Below are 24,669 nucleotides of genomic sequence, written 5' to 3'. Positions count from 1 at the left end.
TAATGCGAACAAGTATACTGTATGAAATCACAGTATCAAGCTAATTTTTTCATTTTATCTCATCTATTACACTTTTTAATGCAAATACAATAGCTTGCAGTCTTACTTGAGCCCTATCACCAGTAAATATTTGTTTAAAGGTCAGTACTTTGTCATCAATTTGTATGCCAAACCATACAAGTCCAACAGGTTTACCTTCTGTCGCCCCGCCAGGCCCTGCAATGCCCGATACAGCTATAGATATATTAGCGTTTGTTGCTTTAATAGCACCTACTGCCATTTCATGGACTGTTTGCTCGCTCACAGCACCGTATTGATTTAATGTACTAGCACTAACATTGAGCAAATCTTGCTTTGCTTGGTTACTATAAGTGACAAATGCACGGTCGATATAAGCTGAACTTCCAGGTGTATCGGTAAGCGCATAACTCACTCCGCCACCAGTACATGACTCAGCAGTAGTGATCCATAAGCATTTATCCGTTAAAATAGCGCCTAATTGCGCAGCAAGTGTTTTAATCTCTTGATGTAATTCCATATTCAGCCTTTGGGTAAATACATGTCGTTTGATCTTTATGCACCACACACTATAAAACAACAAACCCCTATGATGCAGCAGTATCTAAAAATAAAATCAGAGCATCGCGATATTTTATTGTTTTATCGTATGGGCGATTTTTACGAACTTTTTTTTGATGACGCTAAACGCGCCGCTCAATTACTCGATATTTCGCAAACTCATCGTGGTAAAGCTGGCGGCGATCCCATTCCTATGGCGGGCGTACCCTACCATGCGGTAGAAAACTACTTAGCACGTCTAGTCCAAATGGGTGAGTCAGTCGCTATCTGCGAACAAGTGGGAGATCCTGCAACCAGTAAAGGCCCTGTTGATCGTAAAGTAGTGCGTATAGTTACACCCGGTACAATTTCTGATGAAGCGCTTTTACAAGAACGACAAGACAATCTCCTTACCAGCGTTTGGCAAAGTAAAAAAGGCCTATACGGGATTGCTTATTTAGACATTAACTCTGGTCGTTTTAATATTGTCGAAGTAAATACCGACGAAGCCTTTAGCTCAACTATTCAGCGCCTATCACCAGCCGAGCTTCTGTATAGCGAAAGCTTTGAAAACGTTCATTTAATTGAACATATAAAAGGTGCTCGCCGTCGCCCAGAGTGGGAATTCGACTTAGATACGGCTCAGCACTTATTATGCGATCAGTTTGGTACTAAAGATTTAGTTGGCTTTGGTGTTGATAAAGCCCATAGCGCGCTTGTTGCTGCAGGTTGCCTAATGCAATACGTAAAAGATACACAACGTATTGCACTGCCGCATATTCGTGCAATTACGCTTGAGCACAACGAACACGCTGTTATTTTAGATGCCGCTACCCGTAAAAATTTAGAATTAACTGTTAATTTATCAGGCGGGTTTGAAAATACACTTGCTCAAGTACTTGATAAAACAGCCACACCTATGGGTTCTCGCTTACTTAAGCGCCGTATTCATACACCAATTCGTAATAAAGACGAGCTAAATTCACGTTTAAATGCAATTAGCGCTATTTTAGATGCGCAGCTTTGCGGTGAATTACACGAATCATTAAAAGAGATTGGTGACGTAGAGCGTGTTATTGCACGCCTAGCTTTATGTACTGCACGCCCGCGTGATTTAACTCGCCTGCGCAGTGCGCTACAAGCACTTGCACCACTGCATACTTTGTTAGCTGACGCTAACGATCCTCGTATAGCAGGTATCATCAAGCACTCGCCTGAACTCCCTGATTTACAAGCGTTATTAGAACGAGCTGTGATAGAAAACCCACCGGTACTTATTCGTGACGGTGGTGTTATTGCTCCAGGTTACAATAGTGAACTTGATGAGTGGCGTAACTTAAGCAAAGGTGCCACTGATGTCCTTGAGCAATTAGAACTGCGAGAGCGCGAACGTACGGGCATTAGTACGCTTAAAATTGGTTATAACCGCGTACATGGCTTTTTTATTGAAGTAAGTAGAGCTAATGCGCACTTAGTGCCAGCCGACTACATTCGTCGCCAAACGCTTAAAAATAACGAACGCTACATTATTCCAGAGCTTAAAGAGCACGAGGATAAAGTACTCGGTAGCCAATCAAAAGCTCTCGCGCTTGAAAAACAACTATACGAGGAGCTGTTTAGATTTATTGCTCCACATATTGAGCAGTTGCAAATGATGGCAGCAGCATTGGCCGATTTAGACGTTTTAAACAATTTAGCTGAGCGTGCATTCGCACTCAATTATGCAAAACCAGAATTGTGCGATAACGACAATATAAGCATTAAGCAAGGTCGTCACCCTGTTGTTGAACAAGTAATGAAAGAACCGTTTATTGCTAACCCTGTTGAATTAAACAGCCAACGTAAAATGCTAATTATTACCGGTCCAAACATGGGCGGTAAATCAACCTATATGCGCCAAACGGCACTTATTGTTTTAATGGCTCACATTGGCAGTTATGTACCCGCTGACAGCGCTAAAATTGGTAATATCGACCGCATATTTACACGTATTGGTGCAAGCGATGATTTAGCATCAGGGCGTTCAACCTTCATGGTAGAAATGACCGAAACAGCGACTATTTTAAATAATGCCACGGCGCAGTCTTTAGTGTTAATGGATGAGATTGGTCGCGGTACAAGTACTTACGATGGACTCTCTCTTGCGTATGCAACAGCCGATCATTTAGCATCAAAAATATCTGCTAAAACATTGTTTGCTACGCACTACTTTGAATTAACAGAACTTGCTGAGCAAACTACGGGCCTTGTAAACGTGCACCTTGATGCAATAGAGCATAACGACACGATTGCATTTATGCATACAGTTCTCGACGGTGCAGCAAGCAAAAGCTTTGGTTTACAAGTAGCAGCTCTTGCAGGTGTGCCAAAAGCTGTGATTGCACAAGCAAAGCAAAAACTTAAGTTGCTTGAAAATCATCAAAGCGTTACTGCACCAAATACAGAGCAACAAGCCTTTACTTTTAATAACGAAATTGCACAAAGTACACCTTCTGAAGTTGAAGAGCAGTTAAGCGCAATCGACCCTGATAATTTATCGCCACGCCAAGCGCACGATTTGTTATATAAACTAAAAGCATTGCTGTAATTTATATCACCTAATTTACAAGCATAAAAAAAGCCGAAGAATAAACTCTTCGGCTTTTTAACACACATAGTCTCTTAAACTATTTAACTAGTTACGAAAACTGATTAAACAAGCTATCTGTACTTAAACCTTCTTGTTGCAAAATATCTTTTAGACGACGTAATGCCTCTACCTGAATTTGTCTTACTCGCTCACGTGTTAAGCCTATTTCACGACCTACATCTTCAAGTGTAGATGGCTCATAGCCAAGCAGTCCAAATCGACGTGCTAACACTTCACGTTGTTTAGGGTTTAATTCACCTAACCAATCAACAATATGTTTATTAATATCATTATTTTGTACTTCGCCTTCAGGACCAGCACTTTTTTCATCAGGAATGATATCAAGTAGTACACTGTCGTTTTCGCCACCAATAGGCATGTCTACTGATGCAATTCTTTCGTTTAAACGTAGCATTTTAGTAACGTCTTCAACGGGTCTATCTAGGCAAGCTGCAATTTCGTCAGCTGTTGGCTCATGGTCAAGCTTTTGAGTTAACTCACGCGCTGTACGTAAATAAACATTAAGCTCTTTAACTACATGAATAGGTAAGCGAATGGTACGCGTTTGGTTCATAATGGCACGTTCAATTGTTTGACGTATCCACCATGTAGCGTAAGTAGAGAATCTAAATCCACGCTCAGGGTCAAATTTTTCAACTGCGCGAATTAAGCCTAAGTTACCCTCTTCAATTAAATCAAGTAGAGCAAGGCCGCGATTATTGTAACGACGTGCTATTTTAACAACCAAACGTAAGTTACTTTCAATCATACGTTTACGTGAGGCTTCACACCCTCGAAGTGATTTGCGAGAAAAAAACACTTCTTCTTCAGCACTAAGCAAAGGAGAAAAACCAATTTCGCCTAAATAAAGTTGAGTTGCGTCAAGATTTTTAGTTACTTCTTCTTTAGCAAAGATTTCATCGTCGTCTACTTTATCTAGTAGAGCTGTGCTTTCATCAACATCGATGTCATCGAACTTTTCGTCAGTCGTAGTATGTTTGTCAAGTTTTGCTGCGCTAGCCATAAGCCTTCTCCCGAGCAATTATCAATACCTAAAAATTAGGGTAGGTATTTAGCAGGATTAACAGCTTGCCCTCGGTAGCGGATTTCAAAGCGAAGCGCGGTGACCGGAGATTCTGAATTACCAATTTCTGCTATTTTTTGTCCTGCCTTAACTTTCTGCTTTTCTTTAACAAGTAATTTCGAGTTATGTGCATAAGCACTTAGGTAATCATCATTATGTTTCAATATGATTAAACTACCATAACCTCGAAGGGCGTTACCCGCGTATACCACTGTTCCTTGTGCCGCAGCTAAGACTGAAGCCCCTTTGCGATTAGTAATCTGTAAACCTTTATAACCGTTTTCCTTATTAGAAAAGCGTTTGGTAATTTTGCCCTGTGCAGGCCAAAACCACTTAACTTTACTGCTCGACAAACGTTTAGTATTACTAATTTTGTTACTGGCTTGTTTCTGAACATACTCTCGTTGTTTTGGGGGATCAAGCTCTTTCTTTAAAATTTTGTTATTTTTTTGTAATTTTTTTATAGACTTTTTACTCGAATTCGTATAATTTCCATCCCTTTTTGTTTTTTCGGGCTTAGGGAGTAAGGAGATGTTTTGCCCAGGGAAAATTGTGTAAGGTGATGGAATTGAATTGTTTTTTGCCAACTCCCTAAAGTCTTGCCCAGCACTAAAGGCAATAGAGTAGAGCGTATCTCCTTTTTGTACTTTATAGCTAGCCCCATTGATGTTAACAGTATGACCTAAATCATTAACATTATTATTTAAGCTACTAACAGGTGCAGGAACATGGCGAGAAGAGCAACCAAAGAGAAAAATACTAATAAATATAGTTACATACAGTAAACACTGTTTATTCATTGTATTTTTCCCCTAAATTAGAAAATTGATATTTTTAACGCTTAACGCAATAAAAAGTAAGCTAGCGCAATTAATACCACTAATCCCCAACCAAGTATTTCAATATACTGACGTAATTTTCGCTCCATTTGAGCTCCGCCCCACTTCATTAAGGCTGAAACTAAAAAGAATCGCGCACCGCGCCCAATGGCTGATGCTATTAAAAATGGCAAAAATGCCATTTGTAAAACACCTGCGCCAATCGTAAATACTTTATATGGTATAGGCGAAAAACCGGCTAAAAACACAACCCAAACACCGTAATCCTTAAACCAGTTTAGTGCTATATCAAACTTTTCTTGCCAGTGCATTTGTGCAATCAATGGCTCTACAACGGGTTCAAATAGCCAAAAACCAAGTAAGTAACCAACCACTCCACCAATAACCGATGCTATTGTGGCAAAGCTTGCAAATCGCCATGCTTTGTTTGGTTGCGCAAGCGACATAGGTGCAAGCATTACATCGGGTGGTATCGGGAAAAAAACTGATTCTGCAAAGCTCATAGCAGCTAAGTAACGTTCCGCATGACGGTGTTTTGCCCACACTAGGGCCATATCGTATAACTTGGTAAACAACTTCAAAATGAATTCCTATTCAATATCGCCAGGTACTAACGGCACAAATCTAACGGGAGCAATAACATGCTCTTTGTAATTATCGCCTTTGCGGATAACCATTACTAATTTTTGATCGCTCTCACCAATTGGGGCTAATAACACGCCACCATCGGCCAACTGAGCAAGTAAGTCTTGCGGAACTTTAGAGGCCGCAGCAGTCACTATAATACCATCAAACGGCGCTTGTGATTGCCAGCCTTGCCAACCATCGCCATGCTTCATGGTTACATTATATAAATCGAGTTGCTGCAAACGTCTTTTTGCCTGCCACTGAAGTGTTTTAATACGCTCTACCGAGTAAACCTTTGTAAACGTTTTGGCCAATATTGCAGTTTGATACCCAGATCCCGTACCTATTTCTAGCACTTTATTGCGCACACCAGCTAAACGAAGTAGCTCTGTCATGCGCGCTACTATGTAAGGCTGAGAAATTGTTTGCCCTTGCCCAATAGGGAGCGCTGTATTTTCATAGGCTTTGTGTTTTAGCACATCATCTATAAAAATATGGCGCGGAATATCAGCTATAGCACTAAGTACTTGCGTATCTTCAACACCTTCACGCTTTAGTAAGTCAGAAAGCGCTTTAGCACTGCGGGTATAATTAGCGAGCACGATTAATCTCCAAATCGGCTAACCATTCTCCTACTGCCTTTAAGCTATCTTTAGCTGTCATATCAACACTCAGTGGCGTAACTGAGGCATAGCCATTATTGATTGCGTAAAAGTCGGTGCCTTCACCAGCATCGCTTTCGGTGCCAAGCGATCCGTACCAATAAATATCACGCCCCCAAGGATCGGTTTGTTTCGTCATCGTTTCAGCTTTATGACGAGCACCTAAACGTGTTACTTGCACCCCTTTTAATTCACTTAATGGAATATCTGGCACATTAATATTTATTATTTGATCTTTTGGAAGCGGATGCGAAGCCAAGCCTTTAATAATATTTACGGTAACAGCAGCGGCTGTTTCAAAATGATCGCCATTATGTGAGCAAAGCGATACCGCAATTGCAGGCAGACCTAAATGGCGACCTTCAGTTGCAGCGGCAACAGTACCGGAATAAAGCGTGTCATCACCCAAATTGGCACCATGGTTAATACCTGCAACAACTAGATCTGGCTTTTCATCAGCTAGCTGATTTACACCTAAATGTACACAATCAGTGGGTGTGCCATTAACTGACATAAAACCATTTTCGAGTGTAGTCGCTCGTAGCGGGTTCATAAGTGTTAAAGAATTACTCGCACCACTACAGTTGCGATCAGGTGCAACAAGGGTTACATCTGCAATTTGTTTAAGCGCCTGATATAAAACCGCAATGCCTTTGGCATTTACGCCATCATCGTTACTTAACAGTATCTTCATTTATGCCATTATCCTTTTCTTTGCGCTCTCGAGGGCTAGCATCTGTGTAATCCACCAGCTCACGTAATAATGCGGTTGCAAAACACCCTTTTGGTAAACCAAAGCTTAGTTTTAGTGTGGTTTCATCAAGTGTTTCAACAGTTAAGTTTTGTGGAATTAAGCGCAGCATTCGGCGCTCATTTTTAAGGCCTAACTCACCTAAACCATCACACCATGTTTGGTAAGGTACAAGCCATACTTTTTCTTGCTCGGTTAAGCCTTTTTCACTTTTACCCACCATAGGTGCCGACATCATAATATCGCCAGTGGCTAATCGCTCTATGTTTTCGTCATTAATTGCATCTTCAAAAAATGCATTGCTGCCGCTAAGCATAAATACTTCACGATGCATTGTTTTAGCTAAACCATGCTCTTTTACACGCAGGCTCACTAACTGATTAAATACATGCGATCGTGCTGCTGAAATAATAATACCGCGCAACTTTTTATCGCGAATACGCTCACCGGCAAACATTTTTTCAGCCATAACTAAGTTATGACCGCCATGACCAAAGCGCTGCTCGCCAAAGTAATTAGGCACACCTGCGCGCACGGCATTAATACGGCATAGAATATCAAGAGGGTTGGTTACGTTACGAAGTGTAATAGTAAATTTATTACCTTTGTGGCAGCCCGTACGTAACTTACGGTCGTGGCGCTGTTGCGACACAATAAAAATACTCTCACTATTTAAATCGCTAAAATCGATAGGCTTTTTAATCGGTACTTTTACACTAAACCACTGCGAGCACACGCCGTGGCGATCTTTCATGCCTGCATAGCTTACGTCTCGCGGTGAAACACCCGCACGCTGCGCAATTAGCTTTGCAACGTATTGCGTATTTTCGCCTTTTTTAACCACCTGCAAACACACGTGTTCGCCACTGCCGGTAAATTCTATACCTAAGTCTTCATCAACCATAAAGTCTTCAGCTGTGGTTTTAAAATCAGCTTTAGAAAGCGGTGCACCGTATAAATAATTTAAATCGCTCATGCGTTTTTTGTACTCGCAAGCTCTTTACTCATAATAACCACCGCATGGCTCGAAATACCTTCTTTGCGCCCTTCAAAGCCTAGCTTTTCGGTAGTAGTGGCTTTAACGTTAATTTGGCTAAGGTCGCAATTTAAATCGCTGGCTAAATTAGCGCGCATAGCTTGAATATGTGGCAACATTTTTGGTGCCTGAGCAACAATAGTCACATCGCCATTACCAAGTACATAACCTTGTTCTTTAGCTAAGCCCACCACATGGCGAAGTAAAATACGGCTATCGATATTTTCATACTCGCTTGCCGTATCGGGAAAGTGCTTACCAATATCACCCATTGCAAGTGAGCCTAAAATAGCATCGCATAATGCATGAATAGCAACATCACCATCTGAGTGCGCTAAAAAGCCCTGTGGGTAATCAATTTTTTCACCACAAATAGTTAACGGGCCTTCGCCGCCAAATTTATGTACGTCAAAACCATGGCCAATTCGTATCATAATCCACTCTCGTTTTGTTGTTTATGTAATAAAAACCCAGCCAGATCTAAATCCTCTGGCGTGGTTATTTTAATATTATCGCTACGACCTGCTACAAGCTTAACCGGTTTACCCGCCCACTCAATTGCACTGGCTTCATCGGTAATAGTAGCCCCACTTGCTAATGCGTTTTGCAGTGCATTTTTAAGCTCGTCATATTTAAAAAACTGCGGGGTAAGTGCTTGCCATAAATCATCTCGCGGCACAGTTTGTAGGGCATGAGTGTGGCCGCGTTTTATAGTGTCTTTTACTTTGCTAGCTAAAATACCGCCTTCATCAGCGTTAATGCATTCATCAATTAAACGTTCTATATCACTGATATTAACTAATGGACGAGCAGCATCATGCACCAATACCCATGTTGGTGGGTTAGGCGCTAAAAAAAGCAAGCTATTGAGCACCGAGTCGGCTCGCTCTTTTCCGCCACTGGCTCGCACAATGCGATTATCAAGCAGTGGGAGTTCGTCAAAATAGGGGTCGCTGTCGCTAAGGGCAACAACAATAGTGCGTAATTGAGGTAATTGAGAAAGTTTAGCTAAGGTGTGTTCTAAAATGGTTTTACCGGCTAATTGTATATATTGCTTAGGCGCATTGTGCTGCATTCTACTGCCAACACCCGCAGCAGGTACAATTGCTGCAATAGTCTGTTTATTTGTCATATTGTTTGCCCGGTAAAACACGAATAAATGTTTCGTCCGGTTTAATCATTCCCAATTCGTTGCGTGCACGCTCTTCAATGCCTTCTTGGCCAAGCTTTAAGTCTTCAATATCTGCTTTAAGTACTTTATTACGTTTAATGAGTTTTTCGTTGGTTTGATGATGCGACGTTACTGCACCTTTTAGTCGTGTGTAGTCTTGTAAGCCATTATGACCAAACCATAACCTGTATTGTACAAACAGTGCTAAGCACAGTAAGCCAACTTGAAAAATACGCATTTAACACTCCTTATTTTAAATTCCAAATACCTTAACTTTAATACGCTAAGGGGCGCTTTAAATTGCGCCAATTAATACTACCCGCTAAAAGCATTTCGCGTAGTGATAAAACCCGTGGCATGCAACGCTTCGAAAATTGCCACTGATGCCCGCAACATGCAGCGGTTAAACTCACTTTACTTGGCTTTATTAGCTGAGCATTTTGCTGCTCTAGCCCATTTCCTAAAAAATCAAACCAACCAAGCTCGTTACAATGCAGCTTATTTTCGCCTAACTGATCGATACTGTCTATTCTAAGACGCACCTGATCGTAGCCATGCAATATAACGGGCACAATAAGCCCCACTTTGGCATACGTTTGATAAAAAAGTTCATTAGCTTGAACATTCACATCGGGGGGGGTCGGTTTTTGCTTTTCAAGCCACGTACCATTTTGTGCATCAAGCGTAAAAGGCGTGTCACCACTGGCAACTAACGTTGCCGCTCGCTCAATATAATAAGGTAGGCTTTTTAACTGGCGGCGCAGTTTATCGGCATTAGGCTCTGCAACTAATCGCTGAACCTCACGCTGATAAAACGCATTGCACAATTGTGCATACAACACTTTTTGTGCATCAGTTTGCCAAATTTCAACTTGCTGTTGAGCACCAAGTGACTGATTTTTAGCGACCAAAAGCTGTACTCAAAAATATTCAGGTAAATGTTTTATAACACAGTATTGAATGTTTTTTAAGCGCAGCGCACTATTTTAAGCGCTTGGCTTTTCACCTAATTTTGCTTTACCTGATTCTAAAAATTGCACAACCGTATTACGCTTTTTACCAATCAATAAACTGCCATCAGCTAAAAACATAAAGTTTTGCCAATTGCGTTTAAATACATCAAACGTCGTTTCGATAATATTATCGCGTGCCATACAAAAATAAACCGTGGTGTTAGCTTCCCAATCTAAAAACGTTAAGATTGCTTCTGGTGGTAACGCATCGCCATTTTCCCACGCATCTTGCCAATCTACTTCTTGGCTAAAGCTTTTTTCTTGACCACACCAATCGGTGTCTTCAAAAAAATCAGGGTGATCAAACTCACGGCTCACCATGGTTGTCCAAAGTACGGCTGCGCGCTCGTCGCTCATAGGCTTTATTTTTGCTGCGTCTTCATCAGATACAGGTAAATCTTTGTGGCGAAAAACCCACGCCTTTTTGTAATCATCTAAAGAAATATAGTTCATAGTATTGGCAAATTAGTTAACATTAAAAGTGCAAAGCCAAATTATACAAGAGATCAAAACATGACTACAGCAATAAAACCACTTTCCCTAAAACCAGGCATATACCAACACTACAAAGGCCCGCAATATAAAGTTATTCATGTTGCCACCCATAGCGAAACCGAGGAACAGCTTGTGATTTACCAAGCACTTTATGGTGAATTTGGTATATGGGCGCGCCCACTTAGTATGTTTTTAGAAACTGTTGAAAAAGAAGGTGAGGTCATACAGCGTTTTGCTTATATTGGACCTGCTGCTTAACTATGGCATTATAACAAAATAACTTACTGCTCAGACCAGACAAGGGTACACCGTGCAATTTAATTCAACTGACAATTACATAGCGAGTAGCGCGCTTAAACAAGCTGTAAATGCTGCCATTATGCTCGAAAAACCACTTTTAATTAAAGGCGAACCTGGCACAGGTAAAACCATGCTGGCTGAGGAGTTGGCTAAAAGCTTAGATACTACGCTTATTCAGTGGCATATAAAATCGACTACTAAAGCACAGCAAGGTTTATACGAGTACGACGCGGTTTCGCGCCTGCGCGACAGCCAACTAGGTGACGAGCGTGTACACAATATTGGCAACTACATCGTTAAAGGTAAGCTTTGGCAGGCATTTACATATGCAGAGCTCAACGGTAAACGCCCAGTGCTTTTGATTGATGAAATAGACAAAGCCGACATAGAGTTCCCAAACGACTTACTACTTGAGCTTGATAAAATGGAGTTTCATGTTTATGAGACTAACGAGCGCATTGTCGCAAAAGAGCGCCCTATTGTGATCATCACATCAAATAACGAAAAAGAATTGCCGGACGCATTTTTACGCCGCTGCTTTTTTCATTATATTGATTTTCCTAGCAGCGACGAAATGCAGCAAATTATTGACGTGCACTACCCTAACGTTAAACAGGATTTAGTACGCAAAGCACTTGAAGTGTTTTTTAACCTGCGCGAAGCAAACGGCCTTAAAAAGAAACCTTCCACCAGCGAATTACTCGACTGGTTAAAGCTTTTAATGGCTGAAGACATAGACGCTAAAACACTGCACGACAAAGCTAAAAAAGGCGGTTTAATGCCAATGTTTGGCGCATTACTTAAAAATGAGCAAGATATAAGCCTAATCGAAAAGCTCGCATTTATGAGCCGCTAGGGCCTGTTGACCTTTCAGGATTAAAATTTGTTCTAACTAGGGACGATTTAATCGTGGCGCGAGGTTTGTAACCTAGTGGGCTAAGTAAAAGCCGAGCAACAAAGAGTTAATCGTCCCTAGGACGAACCTTCAGGCAGCGCGTGTTTGGTATTTATGCTGTGTTATCGCCTATTTATGGGGAATAACCACACTACATAGGCTCTGCCTTACCTAAATACCAAACACACTGCTGCAAATTTAACCTCGAAAGATAAACAGGCCCTAATATGTTAGTACAGTTTTTTTTCACGCTACGTAAATACCGCTTGCCTGTAAGCCTGCGCGAGTTACTCGACTTAATTAACGCCTTAAAAAAAGGCGTTATATTTGCCGACGTAGACGCCTTTTACCATTTAGCTCGCACCATAATGGTAAAAGACGAAACCCATTTTGATAGGTTTGATAAAGCCTTTAGCGATTACTTTAGCGGTATTGCTGACCTTGATTTGCTCGAGAGTTTAAAGCAACAGCACAACCTACCTGAAGATTGGCTACGCAAAGAGTTTGAAAAACACCTAAGCGATGAAGAAAAAGCCCAACTAAAAGCCATGGGCGGGCTCGACGAGCTTATGAAAACCCTAAAAGAGCGTTTAGAAGAGCAACAAAAACGCCACGCAGGCGGCAATAAATGGGTGGGCACTGGCGGCACATCACCTTTTGGTGCATACGGCTATAACCCCGAAGGCGTGCGTATAGGGCAAGACGGCAACCGTAACCGCCAAGCGGTAAAAGTGTGGGATAAACGAGAATACAAAAACCTCGACACCGACAGAGAAATTAGTTCGCGCACAGTTAAACTCGCCCTTAAAAAGTTACGAAAGTTTGCCCGCACTGGCGCAAGCGACACGCTTGATTTAAACGAGACCATTCACGCTACTGCAAAGCAAGGCGGCATGCTTGATGTAAAAATGGCACCCGAACGCCACAATGCAGTAAAAGTACTCATGCTGTTTGATATTGGCGGCTCAATGGATGACTATATCCACACCTGCGAAGAATTATTTAGCGCCGCTCACAGCGAATTTAAACACCTAGAGTTTTACTACTTTCATAACTGTTTATACGAGCACGTTTGGCAAGACAACGCACGCCGCCATTCAAACGTAATTGACACCATGACGCTGATTAATAAATTTACCAGCGACTATAAAGTAATATTTGTCGGCGATGCCACTATGGGCCCATATGAAATAGCCTACCCTGGCGGCTCGGTAGAACATTACAACGAAGAGCCTGGCAGTGCATGGTTGCAACGTGTCACAAACCACTTTGATAAAGTCGCCTGGCTCAACCCACAACCCGTTGAACACTGGCCGTACTATCAATCAATTGGCTTTATAAAAGAGTTAATGAACAACCGCATGTATGCGCTGAGTTTAGATGGGATAAGTAGAGCGATAAAAGAGCTGAGTTAAAGTGAATAATAGAAATATATTAAAATTAATTTTGTTTGCATCACTTATTATAAATTTGGTTTTTATAACTATCTTTATAAGTGACTCTAAAAAGGATAAAAGCATTTATTTATTAGCAAGCAATGTTGAAGCTAAATGCTTGAATGATTGGAAATCACAAGACTCTAGGGTGCCTTTTATTACCTCTCATCAAGTTTTAGGACCAGATCCCTTTACTGAATATAACCTTTTAGAGCTGGGAGGTTATGATCAGTCAACATCTTTCACATACGAATTCTCAGCATGTTTTAAAGATAAATTTTCTACAGTAAGAACAATTGCAGAGATGAAATATGCTATTGATTTCATTGGTAAGCAATCAAAAAATGTTGGATTTTATAAATTACCAAATTCTGACGAAATTATTGTTTACTCAAATGAGTAACAATTAGGCTAGATTGGCTAAACTCACAACTCGTTGAGCCTTGGCTTTACTACCAATTATTTATGAAGTAGCTGATAGATAAATCGATAAAAAACTGCGTCAATTATTAAATACGTACATTAAAAGAACTATTATTCCAATTAATATATAACCCTTCATTCTATCAACTTTACGTGCTCGACCTGTTCTTGATGTTGGAATACCTGTTGCTTTTGCAACTTTCCTTTTAAAATTAGCTTTCGGTCTTTTTAATGGGTTCATTATTAATTTCTATTTTATTTAAATTAAGTAACGCCTACATACCTATAAAACGTCGATATACTTATTCGTTACCAATTTCATAATACTTCCCTACTGTACAGTTTGCAGGCCTTGTATTGTTCCAAACTGAAATCAATGCTTTCTTTGCGTTCATTTCATTAAACCAATATTCAACTTTTCTTTTTTGTTTGCTTGTTAAGCTACCCTCAATTAATTCACAATTATCAAGCCTAAAAGAAGCTTTCGAGTCTGAGGTAATAACGTGAAAATGTGGTGGAGGGTGTTCGTTAGAATAAATCTCTATTTTAAGACCATCAACCCTTTTAACTAATTGCTTTATTTCAGTTAAAACAGGTCCATCCGGATCTATATCATCACTAACTAGAGTCTGTGAAGACAACAAAGAATGAAGGTGCTCGGTTAGCTCATCTAACGACTCAAACTGTTCAGGCGAATCCTCATAGAACCACTTAGTTCCTTTAAATGACATAAATATTCCTGTGTTAAAATTTAATTTAAGGTTCTAAACGAAGACTAATTATATTTCTTATTAATTCAAAGCGCTTTACTCATAAACAAGCTGTACGGATCTAACTCATAATCACCAAATGGTTCGCACTCTTTAAAGCCAAATTGAGCGTAAAGCTTTTGTGCGGGTAAAAATGCCTTTGCAGTGCCTGTTTCTAAACTTAACTTTTTATAACCTCGCAAGGTCGCTTGCTCAATAATATGCGTGAGCAATTTAGCAGCGATGCCTTGGCGTAAATAGTTGCTTGATGTGCGCATTGATTTAATTTCGCCATGCGTTGTATTTAGTGCTTTTAAAGCGCCAACACCCGCTAAATTATTATCAATCCATAAGCTATAAAAAGTTATATCGGGCTGAGTGAGTTTGCTCACATCAAGTGCATGCACGCTCTCAACAGGTGAGTGCTTTAGCATATCGTTATGGTGTGCTTGTAGTAGCTTTATAACTTCAGGATTTGAAAGCTCGCCTGTTTTAATTTTCATTTATAGCTCATTTTTTAGTGTATTAATATTTATTGTAAAGCGCCAATAACTTAACATTCAATTCATCATTATTAGAAGCTAAAACGCTACCGACTGATTTCGAGTTATCTAAATCCCCTACTCGCACCTCAAATGTTTTATTATCAAAGCTATCAATAAAAATATATCTTTCTTTTTGTTCATCAAAAAAGGATGCAAAATTATCTGTAATAGACATATCAAATTTCATGTCACTTTCCTCATAAACTCAAATTAATGCCTACATATATACTTAACTAACTTAAAAATATCATATTTATATAATTGGTTTATGCAGCTAGCTTCCACACTATAAACGCTAGGGCAAACCCGATTAAATAGACTAAACCTAACCAGCTTAAAATACGCAGTAATACACTGTGTTTAATATCGGGGTTTGAGCGTACTAAGCTAAAGTTAAGCCATGCAAAAACGGGGGTGGTAACAAACGAAAGTGTCATTGCAAACGTAAGCATTGGACCAAGGGCTGATTTAAAGAATAAAATAACGGCCATGCCAGCTAGTGCTTGCAGTACAAGCCAAATATTTAGGCTGTGTTTTGATTGCTTAAAGCCAAGTAGTTTATGAGATTCGTTAAGCGTGCGGGCGTAGCCATCTAGCACGGTAAGTGTAGTGCCAAACATACATAAAAAGGCGATTGCTGATACAAGCGGCCTTGCCCACTCGCCTATTGTTAATGCGTACATATCAATAAGCTGCTTGGCAAACGCGACACCGCCGAGTTCTATACTACTGGTTTGCCCGTACTGCACTAATACACCTAAGCTAAAAAATACCAAGGCTAAGCCAGCTGTAAGCCAGTAACCTACGTTAAAATCGAACAAGCCTTGGCTTTTAGAAACTGTTTGCTGCGCTTGTTTTTCTTTTAGCCATAAAGAACTTAATGCAGATATTTCGATAGGTGCTGGCATCCAGCCCATTAAAGCCACCATAAAGCTAAGCATGGCAAGTTCATACGGTGAAGGACCCACATAATCAGCAGGTGCCATTGGGCCGTTACTAAATGCAATGGCAAGGGCAATCAAAGTAGCGAGCGTAAGTAGCCCCATAATGCCTTTGGCAACGTTATCTAGCGCTTTAAAGTGTCCAAGTAGTAATATAACTAAACATACACCCAGCAGCATCCAACAAAGTAAGGTTACTTCGATAACCACAGGTAAGGCGTAATGCAGTAAGCTTGCGGTAAGCAGTAATACGCCAGCGGTATTAACAACAGCGGCTACAATGTTTAAGCCAATAAAGCTGTAAAAATAAAACGGGCCTTTACTCTTATAGCCCTCCACTAGGCTATTTTTAGTCGCGAGTGTGTATTCCATACCAAAGCGAAAAAACGGATATTTTAAAACATTAACAACGAGGATAAGCCAAAATAGTTGCCAACCAAATATTGCTCCAGCTTGCGTAGAGGCAACTAGGTGAGATCCGCCAATAGCGGCTGTTGCCATGAGTATTCCAGGTCCAAGCGCACCTAGTCGAGACTTCCATACTGCTTTTGTTGTGTGCATTAATTTCTCAAAATATGTGTGTTATACGCTGCTTTTATTAATTTTTTTGATTAATAAACTGCAAGAACGCATAACTTACCTAAATTACAGGCAATAAAAAAGAGCCATACGGCTCTTTTTTACAATACTTTGGAACTAAATTTTATTTAAGATCCATCTCTTGGATGATCTCGTGTGCGATTTCAGGTGTAGTGCTAACAGGCTTTTCGTGTAAGTTTGCTTTTATCTGCCCTTTTCGATGTTTTAGTGCCGCATCGAGTTTTTTAGCTGCGCTTGCAATGGCTGGGTACATAACTTCGTTTTCCCCTTTTACCGATATGCGCGTGCCTTCGTAATTAGTGCTAATTTCAGCTTGGATTTTATGATGCTCTTTAGACAAAATAATATCGAGTGCAATAAGCGATGGAAAGTGGCTCTCGATTTTTGAAAATTTTTCGTTGATGTGCTCTCTAATAGAGTCAGTAACTTCAACATGGTGACCAGAAAGATTAATTTTCATAGGGTATCCTTTTATTTGTTACCTCATAAATAGTATTGGGGGCTATTTAGATTAACACAAGGAAAAAAGAGAGATATTTGAGGTTTATTTGCGGTTTTTGGTGATTTAAATCATGCGTTGTGCAAAGTTTATGCAAAGCCCATAGTGCATGGGCTTTCAGACGTCTAGCTGTATTGATTAATCTGTGTACGAACAACAGTAGTCAGCAAAATCAGATACTTTTACTTTAAAGCTTACATTTGCATCAACATTAAACGATTCACCCGCGTTAAATGTTTTCCACTCACTTGCCCCTGGTAATAAAATATCCCATTGGCCAGCTAAAAGCTCCATGCATTCTTTTTGGTTTGTATCAAAAACAAACTCACCAGGTTGCATAAAGCCTAAAGTTTTCGCTTCTCCATCACCTAAAATAACGGTACGGCTCGACACTTTTCCGTCAAAATATACATTGGCTTTTTTTACTACACTTACGTTATCGAACTTTGGCATTTTTAGCTCCTGCTATTAATTTAAGATTTTTATTTATAAATTTTATCGCACTACCTTGCCTGATAGCTTACTTTCTTGCAAGGAAAGCAGCATTGTTCAAGGTGAAGTTGCTTCATGTTAGGGCATAAAAAAACCCGCAACATGTGCGGGTTTTTCAATTACTTACTTTATTTAATCAAAGCGATTAAAAAAGCTCGTTTGCTTTGCTTACAATGTTTGCCACTGTAAAACCAAAGTGCTCAAACAGCTCACCAGCAGGTGCCGACTCACCAAAGGTAGTCATACCTACTACTGCGCCATTTAGACCTACGTACTTGTACCAGTAGTCAGCAATACCTGCTTCTACTGCTACGCGGCGTGTAACAGATGCCGGTAATACGCTTTCTTTATACTCTGCGCTTTGATCTTCAAAGGCATCAGTACATGGCATAGATACAACACGTACCTTTTTACCTTGGCTGCGTAGCTCAGTTGCTGAATCTTGTGCTAGTTGCACTTCAGAGCCTGTCGCAATGAAAATAATTTCAGGGTTGCCGTCACAGCTAAGGATGTAACCACCCTTTTTAACATCGCTTAATTGCTGTGCGTCACGCGCTTGTTGCTCAAGACCTTGGCGAGTAAAGATTAACGATGTAGGACCGTCTTTACGCTCAATAGCTTGTTGCCATGCAATTGCCGACTCAACTTGGTCACATGGGCGCCAGTTGTATAAGTTAGGCGTTAAACGCATGCTTGCAATTTGCTCTACTGGTTGGTGAGTTGGACCATCTTCACCTAAACCGATTGAATCGTGCGTGTATACAAAAATGCTTGGTTGCTTCATTAATGCAGCCATACGTACGGCATTTTTTGCATATTCAACAAACATTAAGAACGTAGCACCGTAAGGAATAAAGCCTTTATGAAGGGCAATACCATTCATAATTGCCGACATACCAAACTCACGTACACCGTAGTAAATGTAGTTACCGCTTGCATCGTCGTGTGTTAAACCTTTAGAGCCATCCCAAATTGTTAAGTTTGAGCCTGCTAAATCGGCTGAGCCACCCATAAATTCTGGTAATAACGGACCAAATGCGTTTAATGCATTTTGCGATGCTTTACGAGACGCTGGGTTTGCAGGGTTTGCTTGTAATTGCTCAATGTACGCTTGAGATTTTTCAGCCCAATCGCCAGGCAGTTCGTTATTAATACGACGCTTGTATTCAGCCGCAAGCTCTGGGTATGCTTTTGCGTATGCTGCAAATTTTTCGTCCCAGCTTGATTCAAGCTGCTGACCTTTTTCTTTGCTATCCCATTGTGCGTAAATATCATCAGGAATTTCGAACGCATCGCCAGTCCAACCTAAGAATTCGCGAGACGCTTTAATTTCGTCATCACCTAGTGGTGCACCGTGACAATCGTGGCTACCAGATTTATTAGGTGAGCCGTAACCAATAATTGTTTTACAACAAATTAGTGATGGTTTATCGGTAACACTTTTAGCTTCTGCAATTGCAGCACTTATAGCATCGCTGTCGTGGCCATCAACACCACTAATTACATGCCAACCGTATGCTTTAAAGCGAGCTGGCGTGTCATCTGTAAACCAACCTTCTACTTCACCATCGATTGAAATGCCGTTGTCATCCCAAAATGCAACAAGTTTACCCAGACCTAATGTGCCTGCAAGTGAACCAGCTTCATGAGAAATACCTTCCATAAGGCAGCCATCGCCCATAAATGCATAGGTAAAGTGATCAACAATATCGTGACCTTCACGGTTAAACTGTGCAGCTAGTGCCTTTTCAGCAATTGCCATACCTACGGCATTTGTGATCCCTTGACCTAATGGGCCCGTAGTAGTTTCGATTCCTGGTGCATAGCCATATTCAGGGTGACCTGGTGTTTTAGAATGCATTTGACGGAAGTTTTTAATTTCGTCTAGTGGTAAGTCGTAACCACTTAGGTGCAATAGAGAATAGATAAGCATTGAACCGTGGCCGTTTGAAAGAATAAATCTGTCACGGTCAGCCCACTCTGGATTTGTTGGGTTGTGTTTTAGATAATCGCGCCATAATACTTCTGCGATATCAGCCATGCCCATAGGGGCTCCAGGGTGGCCAGATTTGGCCTTTTGTACTGCGTCCATTGACAAGACGCGAATAGCATTTGCAAGTTCTTTGCGAGATGGCATGAATTCTCCTACCTTTATGTGTATTTGCGCGGGTATTTATGTGTTTGTTTATGCACCCAAGTAACTTGGGTTTGTTTATATCGACCATTCTTACTTATTGTGGGGGCTGTGTGCAATTAAAAACCCTATAAAAGTGAGGCATTATGAATATTTTTTAAGACCAAAAAGTTATTAGTAATTTTATTTAGACGTCTAGGCGTAAAAACACTATGCAAGGTGTTTTGTTTTCGATAAAATACGCCCCTTAATTTTTTAGCGCTAATACCGACGTTTGTGAAGCGCAATATTTGTGAGCAGAATTACAATGGCAAAACATTTATTTACTTCTGAATCAGTTTCTGAAGGTCATCCGGATAAAATCGCCGATCAAATCTCTGATGCGGTACTTGATGCTATCCTAGAGCAAGACTCTCATGCCCGTGTTGCGTGCGAAACTTACGTAAAAACAGGTATGGTTATGGTTGGTGGTGAAATCACTACTAGCGCATGGGTTGATATTGAAGAAATTACACGTAAAACAGTACGTGAAATTGGCTACACGCATTCAGACATGGGTTTCGATGCAGATTCATGTGCAATTTTAAACACTATTGGTAAACAGTCTCCTGACATTAACCAAGGTGTTGACCGTACTAGCCCAGAAGAACAAGGTGCTGGCGACCAAGGTCTTATGTTTGGTTACGCATGTAACGAAACAGAAGTACTAATGCCTGCGCCAATTACTTACTCACACCGTTTAGTACAGCGCCAAGCGCAAGTACGTAAAAGCGGCGAGCTTAACTGGTTACGTCCAGATGCAAAATCTCAAGTTACTTTTGCATACGAAAATGGTAAGCCAGTAGGTATTGATGCAGTAGTACTATCTACTCAGCACAGCGAAGACATTTCGCAAAAAGATTTAGTAGAAGCGGTGATGGAGACTATCATCAAGCCGGTACTTCCTGCAGAGCTTATTACAAGCGCGACTAAATTTTTCATTAACCCAACGGGTCGCTTTGTAATTGGCGGACCAATGGGCGATTGTGGTTTAACAGGTCGTAAAATCATCGTTGATACATACGGTGGTATGGCTCGTCACGGTGGTGGTGCTTTCTCTGGTAAAGATCCATCAAAAGTTGACCGCTCAGCTGCATACGCTGCACGTTACGTTGCTAAAAACGTAGTTGCGGCTGGCCTTGCTGATAAATGTGAATTACAAGTTTCTTACGCAATCGGTGTTGCAGAGCCTACATCTATCAGCGTTGAAACGTTTGGTACAAGCAAGTTAGAAGAAAGCCGTTTAATCGAACTTATTCGTGAACACTTTGACCTGCGCCCTTACGGCTTAATTCAAATGCTTGATTTAGAGCGCCCTATCTACCTTCCTACAGCGGCTTACGGCCACTTTGGTCGTGACGAATTCCCTTGGGAACGTACAGATAAAGCTGATGCACTTCGTGCAGCTGCTGGCCTTTAAGCTAAAAGTGTTGAAGTAAATTAAAAACGGCCCTTAATAGGGCCGTTTTTGTATCTAAAACTTATCAGTTACATTGTTTGTAGTACGTCTACAAAATAACTATAAAATCAACCTCGAATTCTTTTGTACTTTAGGTATATACTCATTTCATTATAAAAGCTTTAGGGATAGTTAAATGGCCGATAACTTTCGCGTTATATTTGCAGGACTTGCCGATAACGTTGACATAAAAACAGCGTGCGCAAACTTAGCTGCAAAATTAAAAACGTCAGATGAAAAAGTAGCTCTTTTTTTTAAAGGTAAGCCGCTGTTTGCGCCAAGCGATAAAGACAAAGCGTTAAAACAGACTAAGTTATTAGCAAGCCTAGGTATTAAAAGTAAGCTGCAAGCTGTTTCAAATGCGATTCAAAATAGCTCCCCCGCAGCTGCAAATAACAACCAACGTGATGAACGTATTTTTGATGCACTTGATTACATCACTAGCAGCTTAATACGCCTTGAAGAAAAGCTAGATGAGCTAGAGCAACGCCTTCCTGAAGCTCAATTAAATACACCAGACGAAAGTGTAGACGAATGGCAAAATGATGACCTAATGCTAGATGAGGATTTAGCGACTCCTAAAAAACGCAGTAACTTACTTTTATATTCATTGATTGCAACTGCCACCATCTTGCTAGTCGTACTGGCTGTTTTTTTGATTTTTCCCGATTTATTCTCTTTTTAAAAATGGCTAATTAGTTTAATGAGCAATGAACGCGCACAAATAAGAGCTGAAATTCGTAACACCCGTAAAAACTTGTCAAATAATCAGCAAATAATTGCTGCGCAATCGCTAAAAATGAATTTTATTCAACACTTAAAAAGCGAAAACATAACGAATTCAAAGCATATTGCCATTTATTTAAGTAACGACGGAGAACTAGACACTTCATTGTTAATTAAAGAATTATGGAACTTAAACCATGCTGTTTATCTACCTATAATACACCCATTCAATGGCGCTAATTTACTATTTCAGCGCTATGAGAAAAACTCACCCATGAGGGCAAATCGCTATGGTATCTTGGAGCCTAAGCTGAACTGCTCTCAAATATGCCCATTACCAGCGCTTGATTACCTCCTTATGCCATTAGTGGCATTTGATAAACAAGGTAATCGCCTAGGAATGGGAGGTGGGTTTTACGACCGGACATTGGCACGTTTACATGAACAAAATTGGCAAAAACCGCAACTAATTGGCCTTGCACATGAATGCCAAAAAGTTGATGCTCTACCAATCGAGTCATGGGACGTACCACTTGAAACCATTATCACCCCAGATAAAACATACTGTTGGTAACATTTAATTTTGGTTACTAGCCGCATATTTCTGACATACATGAGCACAAAGCAATGACACAAGACGAATTAAAAAAAGCAGCTGCCTGGGCAGCACTCGAGTTTGTAAAAGAAAACACCATTGTAGGTGTCGGTACAGGCTCTACTGTTAATCACTTTATTGATGCCCTTGGCTCAGTAAAGGACACTATTGTAGGCGCTGTATCAAGCTCAGAAGCGTCAACTGCACGTTTGGAAGCGTTAGGTATTGAAGTGTTTGAACTTAATAACGTTGATGCTTTAGATGTATACGTTGACGGCGCTGACGAAATAAACGCTCAAAACGAAATGATTAAAGGCGGCGGCGCAGCGCTAACACGTGAAAAAATAGTAGCAGCAGTTGCAAAACAGTTTGTGTGTATTGTTGATGACACAAAGCTGGTAGATACATTGGGCGACTTCCCGCTTCCGGTAGAAGTTATTCCAATGGCGCGCAGCTACGTTGCACGAGAATTATTAAAACTTGGTGGTGACCCTGTTTATCGCCAAGGCGTAGTTACCGATAATGGTAACGTTATATTAGATGTATTTAACTTAAAAATTACCAATGCCAAACAACTTGAAACACAAATCAATTCAATTGTTGGCGTAGTTACCAACGGCCTATTTGCGATGCGAGGTGCTGATAAAGTGATTATCGGTACCAAAAATGGGCCACAAATTAAATAGGATGAGGTTATGAGTAAGGTATCGTTAGCAAAAGACAAAATTAAAATTCTCTTGCTTGAAGGTGTTCACCAAAGCGCTGTTGAAACGCTAAAACGTAACGGTTACAGCAATATCGACTACGTTAAAACATCCTTACCTGAGGACGAGCTTAAAGAGCGCATTAAAGATGTTCACTTTGTAGGACTTCGTTCTCGTACTCATATTAACCAAGCTGTATTAGACTCAGCTGAAAAGCTAGTTGCTATTGGTTGTTTTTGTATTGGTACAAACCAAGTTGATTTAGATGCAGCACGCGAACGTGGTATTGCTGTATTTAACGCTCCATTTTCTAATACTCGTTCAGTTGCTGAACTTGTACTTGGCGAAATTCTACTTTTATTACGTGGTATTCCAGAGCGTAATGCAGCGGCTCATCGTGGTGGCTGGTTAAAAACAGCAAATGGTTCGTTTGAAGCACGTGGTAAAACATTAGGTATTATTGGCTACGGTCACATTGGTACTCAGCTAGGTATTATGGCTGAAAATATCGGTATGAACGTGGAGTTTTACGATATCGAAGATAAGTTATCACTGGGCAATGCAACACAAGTTCATAACCTTACTCAGCTGTTACAACGCTCTGATATTATTAGCTTACATGTACCAGAAACACCGCAAACTAAAAACCTTATTGGTACAGCAGAACTTGCAGTTATGAAGCAGGGGTCTATTTTGATCAATGCATCACGCGGAACTGTTGTTGATATTGATGCTCTTGCAGAAGCGCTTACAGAGAAAAAACTAAGTGGTGCAGCAATCGATGTGTTCCCTACTGAGCCAAAATCTAACGATGAAGAATTTGTATCGCCACTGCGCCAATTCGACAATGTTATTTTAACGCCGCACATTGGTGGTTCTACACAAGAAGCGCAAGAAAACATTGGTATTGAAGTAGCGGGTAAATTGGCTAAATATTCAGATAATGGCTCAACTATTACTGCGGTTAACTTCCCTGAAGTATCGCTACCTGAGCTTGCTAATCGTAGCCGTTTATTACACGTACACCACAACCGCCCAGGTGTACTAACGCAAATTAACCAAGCGTTTGCACAGCACGGTATTAATATTGCTGCGCAATACCTACAAACAGACGCATCTATTGGTTATGTAGTTATTGATGTTGATACAGATCAATCTGAAGTAGCACTTAAAGAACTGAGCGCTGTTGAGGGTACAATTAGAGCACGTATTTTACATTAACCATTCTTTGATATTAAAAAAGGGTCCTTATGGACCCTTTTTTGTA

29 protein-coding genes are annotated in these 24,669 nt (G+C 40.5%); 10 read left to right on the top strand and 19 right to left on the bottom strand.

What is annotated here, in order from left to right; all coding sequences use genetic code 11:
- Positions 1-49: 49 nt before the first annotated feature.
- Positions 50-538 carry a CinA family protein gene (locus H5161_RS07190; RefSeq protein WP_024597314.1) on the bottom strand — a complete coding sequence of 163 codons (489 nt, stop codon included), beginning with the start codon at positions 536-538 and terminating at the stop codon, positions 50-52.
- A 21-nt stretch (positions 539-559) separates the two neighbouring features.
- On the opposite strand from H5161_RS07190, the gene mutS reads away from it, so the two are divergent.
- Complete coding sequence (gene mutS, locus H5161_RS07185) at positions 560-3,145, top strand: DNA mismatch repair protein MutS (RefSeq protein ID WP_182693730.1); 2,586 nt, start codon at positions 560-562, stop codon at positions 3,143-3,145.
- Positions 3,146-3,236: 91 nt separating this feature from the next.
- Here the strand turns inward: mutS and rpoS are convergent, their stop codons facing one another.
- From rpoS to H5161_RS07130, 11 genes are all read right to left on the bottom strand, one after another.
- Complete coding sequence (gene rpoS / locus H5161_RS07180) at positions 3,237-4,211, bottom strand: RNA polymerase sigma factor RpoS (protein ID WP_002958955.1); 975 nt, start codon at positions 4,209-4,211, stop codon at positions 3,237-3,239.
- A gap of 35 nt (positions 4,212-4,246) precedes the next feature.
- The gene (locus H5161_RS07175) at positions 4,247-5,071 is read right to left on the bottom strand and encodes a peptidoglycan DD-metalloendopeptidase family protein (protein ID WP_182769000.1); all 825 of its coding nucleotides are present in this window, start codon (positions 5,069-5,071) and stop codon (positions 4,247-4,249) included.
- 41 nt (positions 5,072-5,112) lie between these two features.
- On the bottom strand, positions 5,113-5,691 hold the full coding sequence (locus tag H5161_RS07170) for a YqaA family protein (protein ID WP_002958957.1): 579 nt from the start codon (positions 5,689-5,691) through the stop codon (positions 5,113-5,115).
- Positions 5,692-5,700: 9 nt separating this feature from the next.
- A complete protein-coding gene (locus H5161_RS07165; RefSeq protein ID WP_002958958.1) occupies positions 5,701-6,339 on the bottom strand; it encodes a protein-L-isoaspartate(D-aspartate) O-methyltransferase in 639 nt (212 codons plus the stop codon).
- Positions 6,329-7,093: a 5'/3'-nucleotidase SurE gene (gene surE / locus H5161_RS07160; protein ID WP_182768999.1), complete on the bottom strand. Its 765-nt coding sequence runs from the start codon at positions 7,091-7,093 to the stop codon at positions 6,329-6,331. The genes H5161_RS07165 and surE overlap by 11 nt, the downstream gene beginning before the upstream one ends.
- A complete protein-coding gene (gene truD / locus H5161_RS07155; RefSeq protein ID WP_182768998.1) occupies positions 7,074-8,126 on the bottom strand; it encodes a tRNA pseudouridine(13) synthase TruD in 1,053 nt (350 codons plus the stop codon). Before truD ends, surE begins: the two co-directional genes overlap by 20 nt.
- On the bottom strand, positions 8,123-8,620 hold the full coding sequence (ispF, locus tag H5161_RS07150; RefSeq protein WP_024604077.1) for a 2-C-methyl-D-erythritol 2,4-cyclodiphosphate synthase: 498 nt from the start codon (positions 8,618-8,620) through the stop codon (positions 8,123-8,125). Before ispF ends, truD begins: the two co-directional genes overlap by 4 nt.
- On the bottom strand, positions 8,617-9,318 hold the full coding sequence (gene ispD, locus H5161_RS07145; RefSeq protein WP_182673805.1) for a 2-C-methyl-D-erythritol 4-phosphate cytidylyltransferase: 702 nt from the start codon (positions 9,316-9,318) through the stop codon (positions 8,617-8,619). Before ispD ends, ispF begins: the two co-directional genes overlap by 4 nt.
- Positions 9,308-9,595, bottom strand: coding sequence for a cell division protein FtsB (gene ftsB, locus H5161_RS07140; protein ID WP_002958963.1), 288 nt, complete (start codon positions 9,593-9,595; stop codon positions 9,308-9,310). The genes ispD and ftsB overlap by 11 nt, the downstream gene beginning before the upstream one ends.
- Positions 9,596-9,632: 37 nt before the next feature.
- A complete protein-coding gene (locus tag H5161_RS07135) occupies positions 9,633-10,268 on the bottom strand; it encodes a hypothetical protein (protein WP_182768997.1) in 636 nt (211 codons plus the stop codon).
- Positions 10,269-10,343: 75 nt separating this feature from the next.
- The gene (locus H5161_RS07130; RefSeq protein ID WP_002958965.1) at positions 10,344-10,823 is read right to left on the bottom strand and encodes a DUF2947 domain-containing protein; all 480 of its coding nucleotides are present in this window, start codon (positions 10,821-10,823) and stop codon (positions 10,344-10,346) included.
- 60 nt (positions 10,824-10,883) lie between these two features.
- On the opposite strand from H5161_RS07130, the gene H5161_RS07125 reads away from it, so the two are divergent.
- The 4 genes from H5161_RS07125 to H5161_RS07110 all read left to right on the top strand — a co-directional run bounded on the left by H5161_RS07125 (position 10,884) and on the right by H5161_RS07110 (position 13,899).
- Positions 10,884-11,123 carry a DUF1653 domain-containing protein gene (locus tag H5161_RS07125; protein ID WP_039486721.1) on the top strand — a complete coding sequence of 80 codons (240 nt, stop codon included), beginning with the start codon at positions 10,884-10,886 and terminating at the stop codon, positions 11,121-11,123.
- 52 nt (positions 11,124-11,175) lie between these two features.
- Entirely contained in the window at positions 11,176-12,021 is an 846-nt protein-coding gene (locus H5161_RS07120) for a MoxR family ATPase (RefSeq protein ID WP_182768996.1), read from the top strand.
- A 266-nt stretch (positions 12,022-12,287) separates the two neighbouring features.
- Entirely contained in the window at positions 12,288-13,475 is a 1,188-nt protein-coding gene (locus tag H5161_RS07115; protein WP_182768995.1) for a VWA domain-containing protein, read from the top strand.
- 1 nt (position 13,476) lies between these two features.
- Positions 13,477-13,899 carry a hypothetical protein gene (locus H5161_RS07110; protein WP_182692905.1) on the top strand — a complete coding sequence of 141 codons (423 nt, stop codon included), beginning with the start codon at positions 13,477-13,479 and terminating at the stop codon, positions 13,897-13,899.
- Positions 13,900-14,221: 322 nt separating this feature from the next.
- Here H5161_RS07110 and H5161_RS07105 read toward each other — a convergent pair whose 3' ends face one another.
- The 7 genes from H5161_RS07105 to tkt all read right to left on the bottom strand — a co-directional run bounded on the left by H5161_RS07105 (position 14,222) and on the right by tkt (position 19,882).
- The gene (locus H5161_RS07105; protein WP_007584766.1) at positions 14,222-14,650 is read right to left on the bottom strand and encodes a DUF4160 domain-containing protein; all 429 of its coding nucleotides are present in this window, start codon (positions 14,648-14,650) and stop codon (positions 14,222-14,224) included.
- A 65-nt stretch (positions 14,651-14,715) separates the two neighbouring features.
- Positions 14,716-15,171, bottom strand: a complete 456-nt coding sequence (locus H5161_RS07100; protein ID WP_182694096.1) for a GNAT family N-acetyltransferase — start codon at positions 15,169-15,171, stop codon at positions 14,716-14,718.
- Between the two features lie 22 nt (positions 15,172-15,193).
- A complete protein-coding gene (locus tag H5161_RS07095; protein WP_182734156.1) occupies positions 15,194-15,400 on the bottom strand; it encodes a hypothetical protein in 207 nt (68 codons plus the stop codon).
- Positions 15,401-15,479: 79 nt separating this feature from the next.
- A complete protein-coding gene (locus tag H5161_RS07090; protein ID WP_182734198.1) occupies positions 15,480-16,655 on the bottom strand; it encodes an NRAMP family divalent metal transporter in 1,176 nt (391 codons plus the stop codon).
- 202 nt (positions 16,656-16,857) lie between these two features.
- Complete coding sequence (gene hpf, locus H5161_RS07085) at positions 16,858-17,214, bottom strand: ribosome hibernation-promoting factor, HPF/YfiA family (RefSeq protein WP_007376058.1); 357 nt, start codon at positions 17,212-17,214, stop codon at positions 16,858-16,860.
- A gap of 177 nt (positions 17,215-17,391) precedes the next feature.
- Entirely contained in the window at positions 17,392-17,706 is a 315-nt protein-coding gene (locus H5161_RS07080; RefSeq protein ID WP_002958974.1) for a pyrimidine/purine nucleoside phosphorylase, read from the bottom strand.
- A gap of 184 nt (positions 17,707-17,890) precedes the next feature.
- Positions 17,891-19,882, bottom strand: a complete 1,992-nt coding sequence (gene tkt, locus H5161_RS07075; protein WP_138489545.1) for a transketolase — start codon at positions 19,880-19,882, stop codon at positions 17,891-17,893.
- Positions 19,883-20,186: 304 nt separating this feature from the next.
- Between tkt and metK the strand changes: the two genes are divergently transcribed.
- The 5 genes from metK (at position 20,187) to serA (ending at position 24,623) form a co-directional block, all read left to right on the top strand.
- The gene (gene metK / locus H5161_RS07070; protein WP_002958976.1) at positions 20,187-21,338 is read left to right on the top strand and encodes a methionine adenosyltransferase; all 1,152 of its coding nucleotides are present in this window, start codon (positions 20,187-20,189) and stop codon (positions 21,336-21,338) included.
- 175 nt (positions 21,339-21,513) lie between these two features.
- Positions 21,514-22,062 carry a hypothetical protein gene (locus H5161_RS07065; protein WP_024595234.1) on the top strand — a complete coding sequence of 183 codons (549 nt, stop codon included), beginning with the start codon at positions 21,514-21,516 and terminating at the stop codon, positions 22,060-22,062.
- A gap of 18 nt (positions 22,063-22,080) precedes the next feature.
- Complete coding sequence (locus H5161_RS07060) at positions 22,081-22,677, top strand: 5-formyltetrahydrofolate cyclo-ligase (RefSeq protein WP_182716857.1); 597 nt, start codon at positions 22,081-22,083, stop codon at positions 22,675-22,677.
- A gap of 53 nt (positions 22,678-22,730) precedes the next feature.
- Positions 22,731-23,384, top strand: coding sequence for a ribose-5-phosphate isomerase RpiA (gene rpiA / locus H5161_RS07055; RefSeq protein WP_002958979.1), 654 nt, complete (start codon positions 22,731-22,733; stop codon positions 23,382-23,384).
- 9 nt (positions 23,385-23,393) lie between these two features.
- The gene (gene serA / locus H5161_RS07050) at positions 23,394-24,623 is read left to right on the top strand and encodes a phosphoglycerate dehydrogenase (protein WP_024595232.1); all 1,230 of its coding nucleotides are present in this window, start codon (positions 23,394-23,396) and stop codon (positions 24,621-24,623) included.
- Positions 24,624-24,669: the final 46 nt, after the last annotated feature.

Source organism: Pseudoalteromonas sp. SG43-5, from assembly GCF_014164345.1.
GTDB classification, from domain to species: domain Bacteria; phylum Pseudomonadota; class Gammaproteobacteria; order Enterobacterales; family Alteromonadaceae; genus Pseudoalteromonas; species Pseudoalteromonas distincta.
Note: the sequence above shows the minus strand (reverse complement) of the source record. Positions and strands in the feature narration are given on the sequence as shown.

Bases quoted from the DNA above. Each gene is read 5' to 3' on its own strand.
- H5161_RS07190 (WP_024597314.1), bottom strand. From the start codon at position 538: ATGGAATTACATCAAGAGATTAAAACACTTGCTGCGCAATTAGGCGCT.
- mutS (WP_182693730.1), top strand. From the start codon at position 560: ATGTCGTTTGATCTTTATGCACCACACACTATAAAACAACAAACCCCT.
- rpoS (WP_002958955.1), bottom strand. From the start codon at position 4,211: ATGGCTAGCGCAGCAAAACTTGACAAACATACTACGACTGACGAAAAG.
- H5161_RS07175 (WP_182769000.1), bottom strand. From the start codon at position 5,071: ATGAATAAACAGTGTTTACTGTATGTAACTATATTTATTAGTATTTTT.
- surE (WP_182768999.1), bottom strand. From the start codon at position 7,093: ATGAAGATACTGTTAAGTAACGATGATGGCGTAAATGCCAAAGGCATT.
- truD (WP_182768998.1), bottom strand. From the start codon at position 8,126: ATGAGCGATTTAAATTATTTATACGGTGCACCGCTTTCTAAAGCTGAT.
- ispF (WP_024604077.1), bottom strand. From the start codon at position 8,620: ATGATACGAATTGGCCATGGTTTTGACGTACATAAATTTGGCGGCGAA.
- ispD (WP_182673805.1), bottom strand. From the start codon at position 9,318: ATGACAAATAAACAGACTATTGCAGCAATTGTACCTGCTGCGGGTGTT.
- ftsB (WP_002958963.1), bottom strand. From the start codon at position 9,595: ATGCGTATTTTTCAAGTTGGCTTACTGTGCTTAGCACTGTTTGTACAA.
- H5161_RS07130 (WP_002958965.1), bottom strand. From the start codon at position 10,823: ATGAACTATATTTCTTTAGATGATTACAAAAAGGCGTGGGTTTTTCGC.
- H5161_RS07125 (WP_039486721.1), top strand. From the start codon at position 10,884: ATGACTACAGCAATAAAACCACTTTCCCTAAAACCAGGCATATACCAA.
- H5161_RS07115 (WP_182768995.1), top strand. From the start codon at position 12,288: ATGTTAGTACAGTTTTTTTTCACGCTACGTAAATACCGCTTGCCTGTA.
- H5161_RS07105 (WP_007584766.1), bottom strand. From the start codon at position 14,650: ATGTCATTTAAAGGAACTAAGTGGTTCTATGAGGATTCGCCTGAACAG.
- H5161_RS07100 (WP_182694096.1), bottom strand. From the start codon at position 15,171: ATGAAAATTAAAACAGGCGAGCTTTCAAATCCTGAAGTTATAAAGCTA.
- H5161_RS07095 (WP_182734156.1), bottom strand. From the start codon at position 15,400: ATGAAATTTGATATGTCTATTACAGATAATTTTGCATCCTTTTTTGAT.
- H5161_RS07090 (WP_182734198.1), bottom strand. From the start codon at position 16,655: ATGGCAACAGCCGCTATTGGCGGATCTCACCTAGTTGCCTCTACGCAA.
- hpf (WP_007376058.1), bottom strand. From the start codon at position 17,214: ATGAAAATTAATCTTTCTGGTCACCATGTTGAAGTTACTGACTCTATT.
- H5161_RS07080 (WP_002958974.1), bottom strand. From the start codon at position 17,706: ATGCCAAAGTTCGATAACGTAAGTGTAGTAAAAAAAGCCAATGTATAT.
- tkt (WP_138489545.1), bottom strand. From the start codon at position 19,882: ATGCCATCTCGCAAAGAACTTGCAAATGCTATTCGCGTCTTGTCAATG.
- metK (WP_002958976.1), top strand. From the start codon at position 20,187: ATGGCAAAACATTTATTTACTTCTGAATCAGTTTCTGAAGGTCATCCG.
- H5161_RS07065 (WP_024595234.1), top strand. From the start codon at position 21,514: ATGGCCGATAACTTTCGCGTTATATTTGCAGGACTTGCCGATAACGTT.
- H5161_RS07060 (WP_182716857.1), top strand. From the start codon at position 22,081: ATGAGCAATGAACGCGCACAAATAAGAGCTGAAATTCGTAACACCCGT.
- rpiA (WP_002958979.1), top strand. From the start codon at position 22,731: ATGACACAAGACGAATTAAAAAAAGCAGCTGCCTGGGCAGCACTCGAG.
- serA (WP_024595232.1), top strand. From the start codon at position 23,394: ATGAGTAAGGTATCGTTAGCAAAAGACAAAATTAAAATTCTCTTGCTT.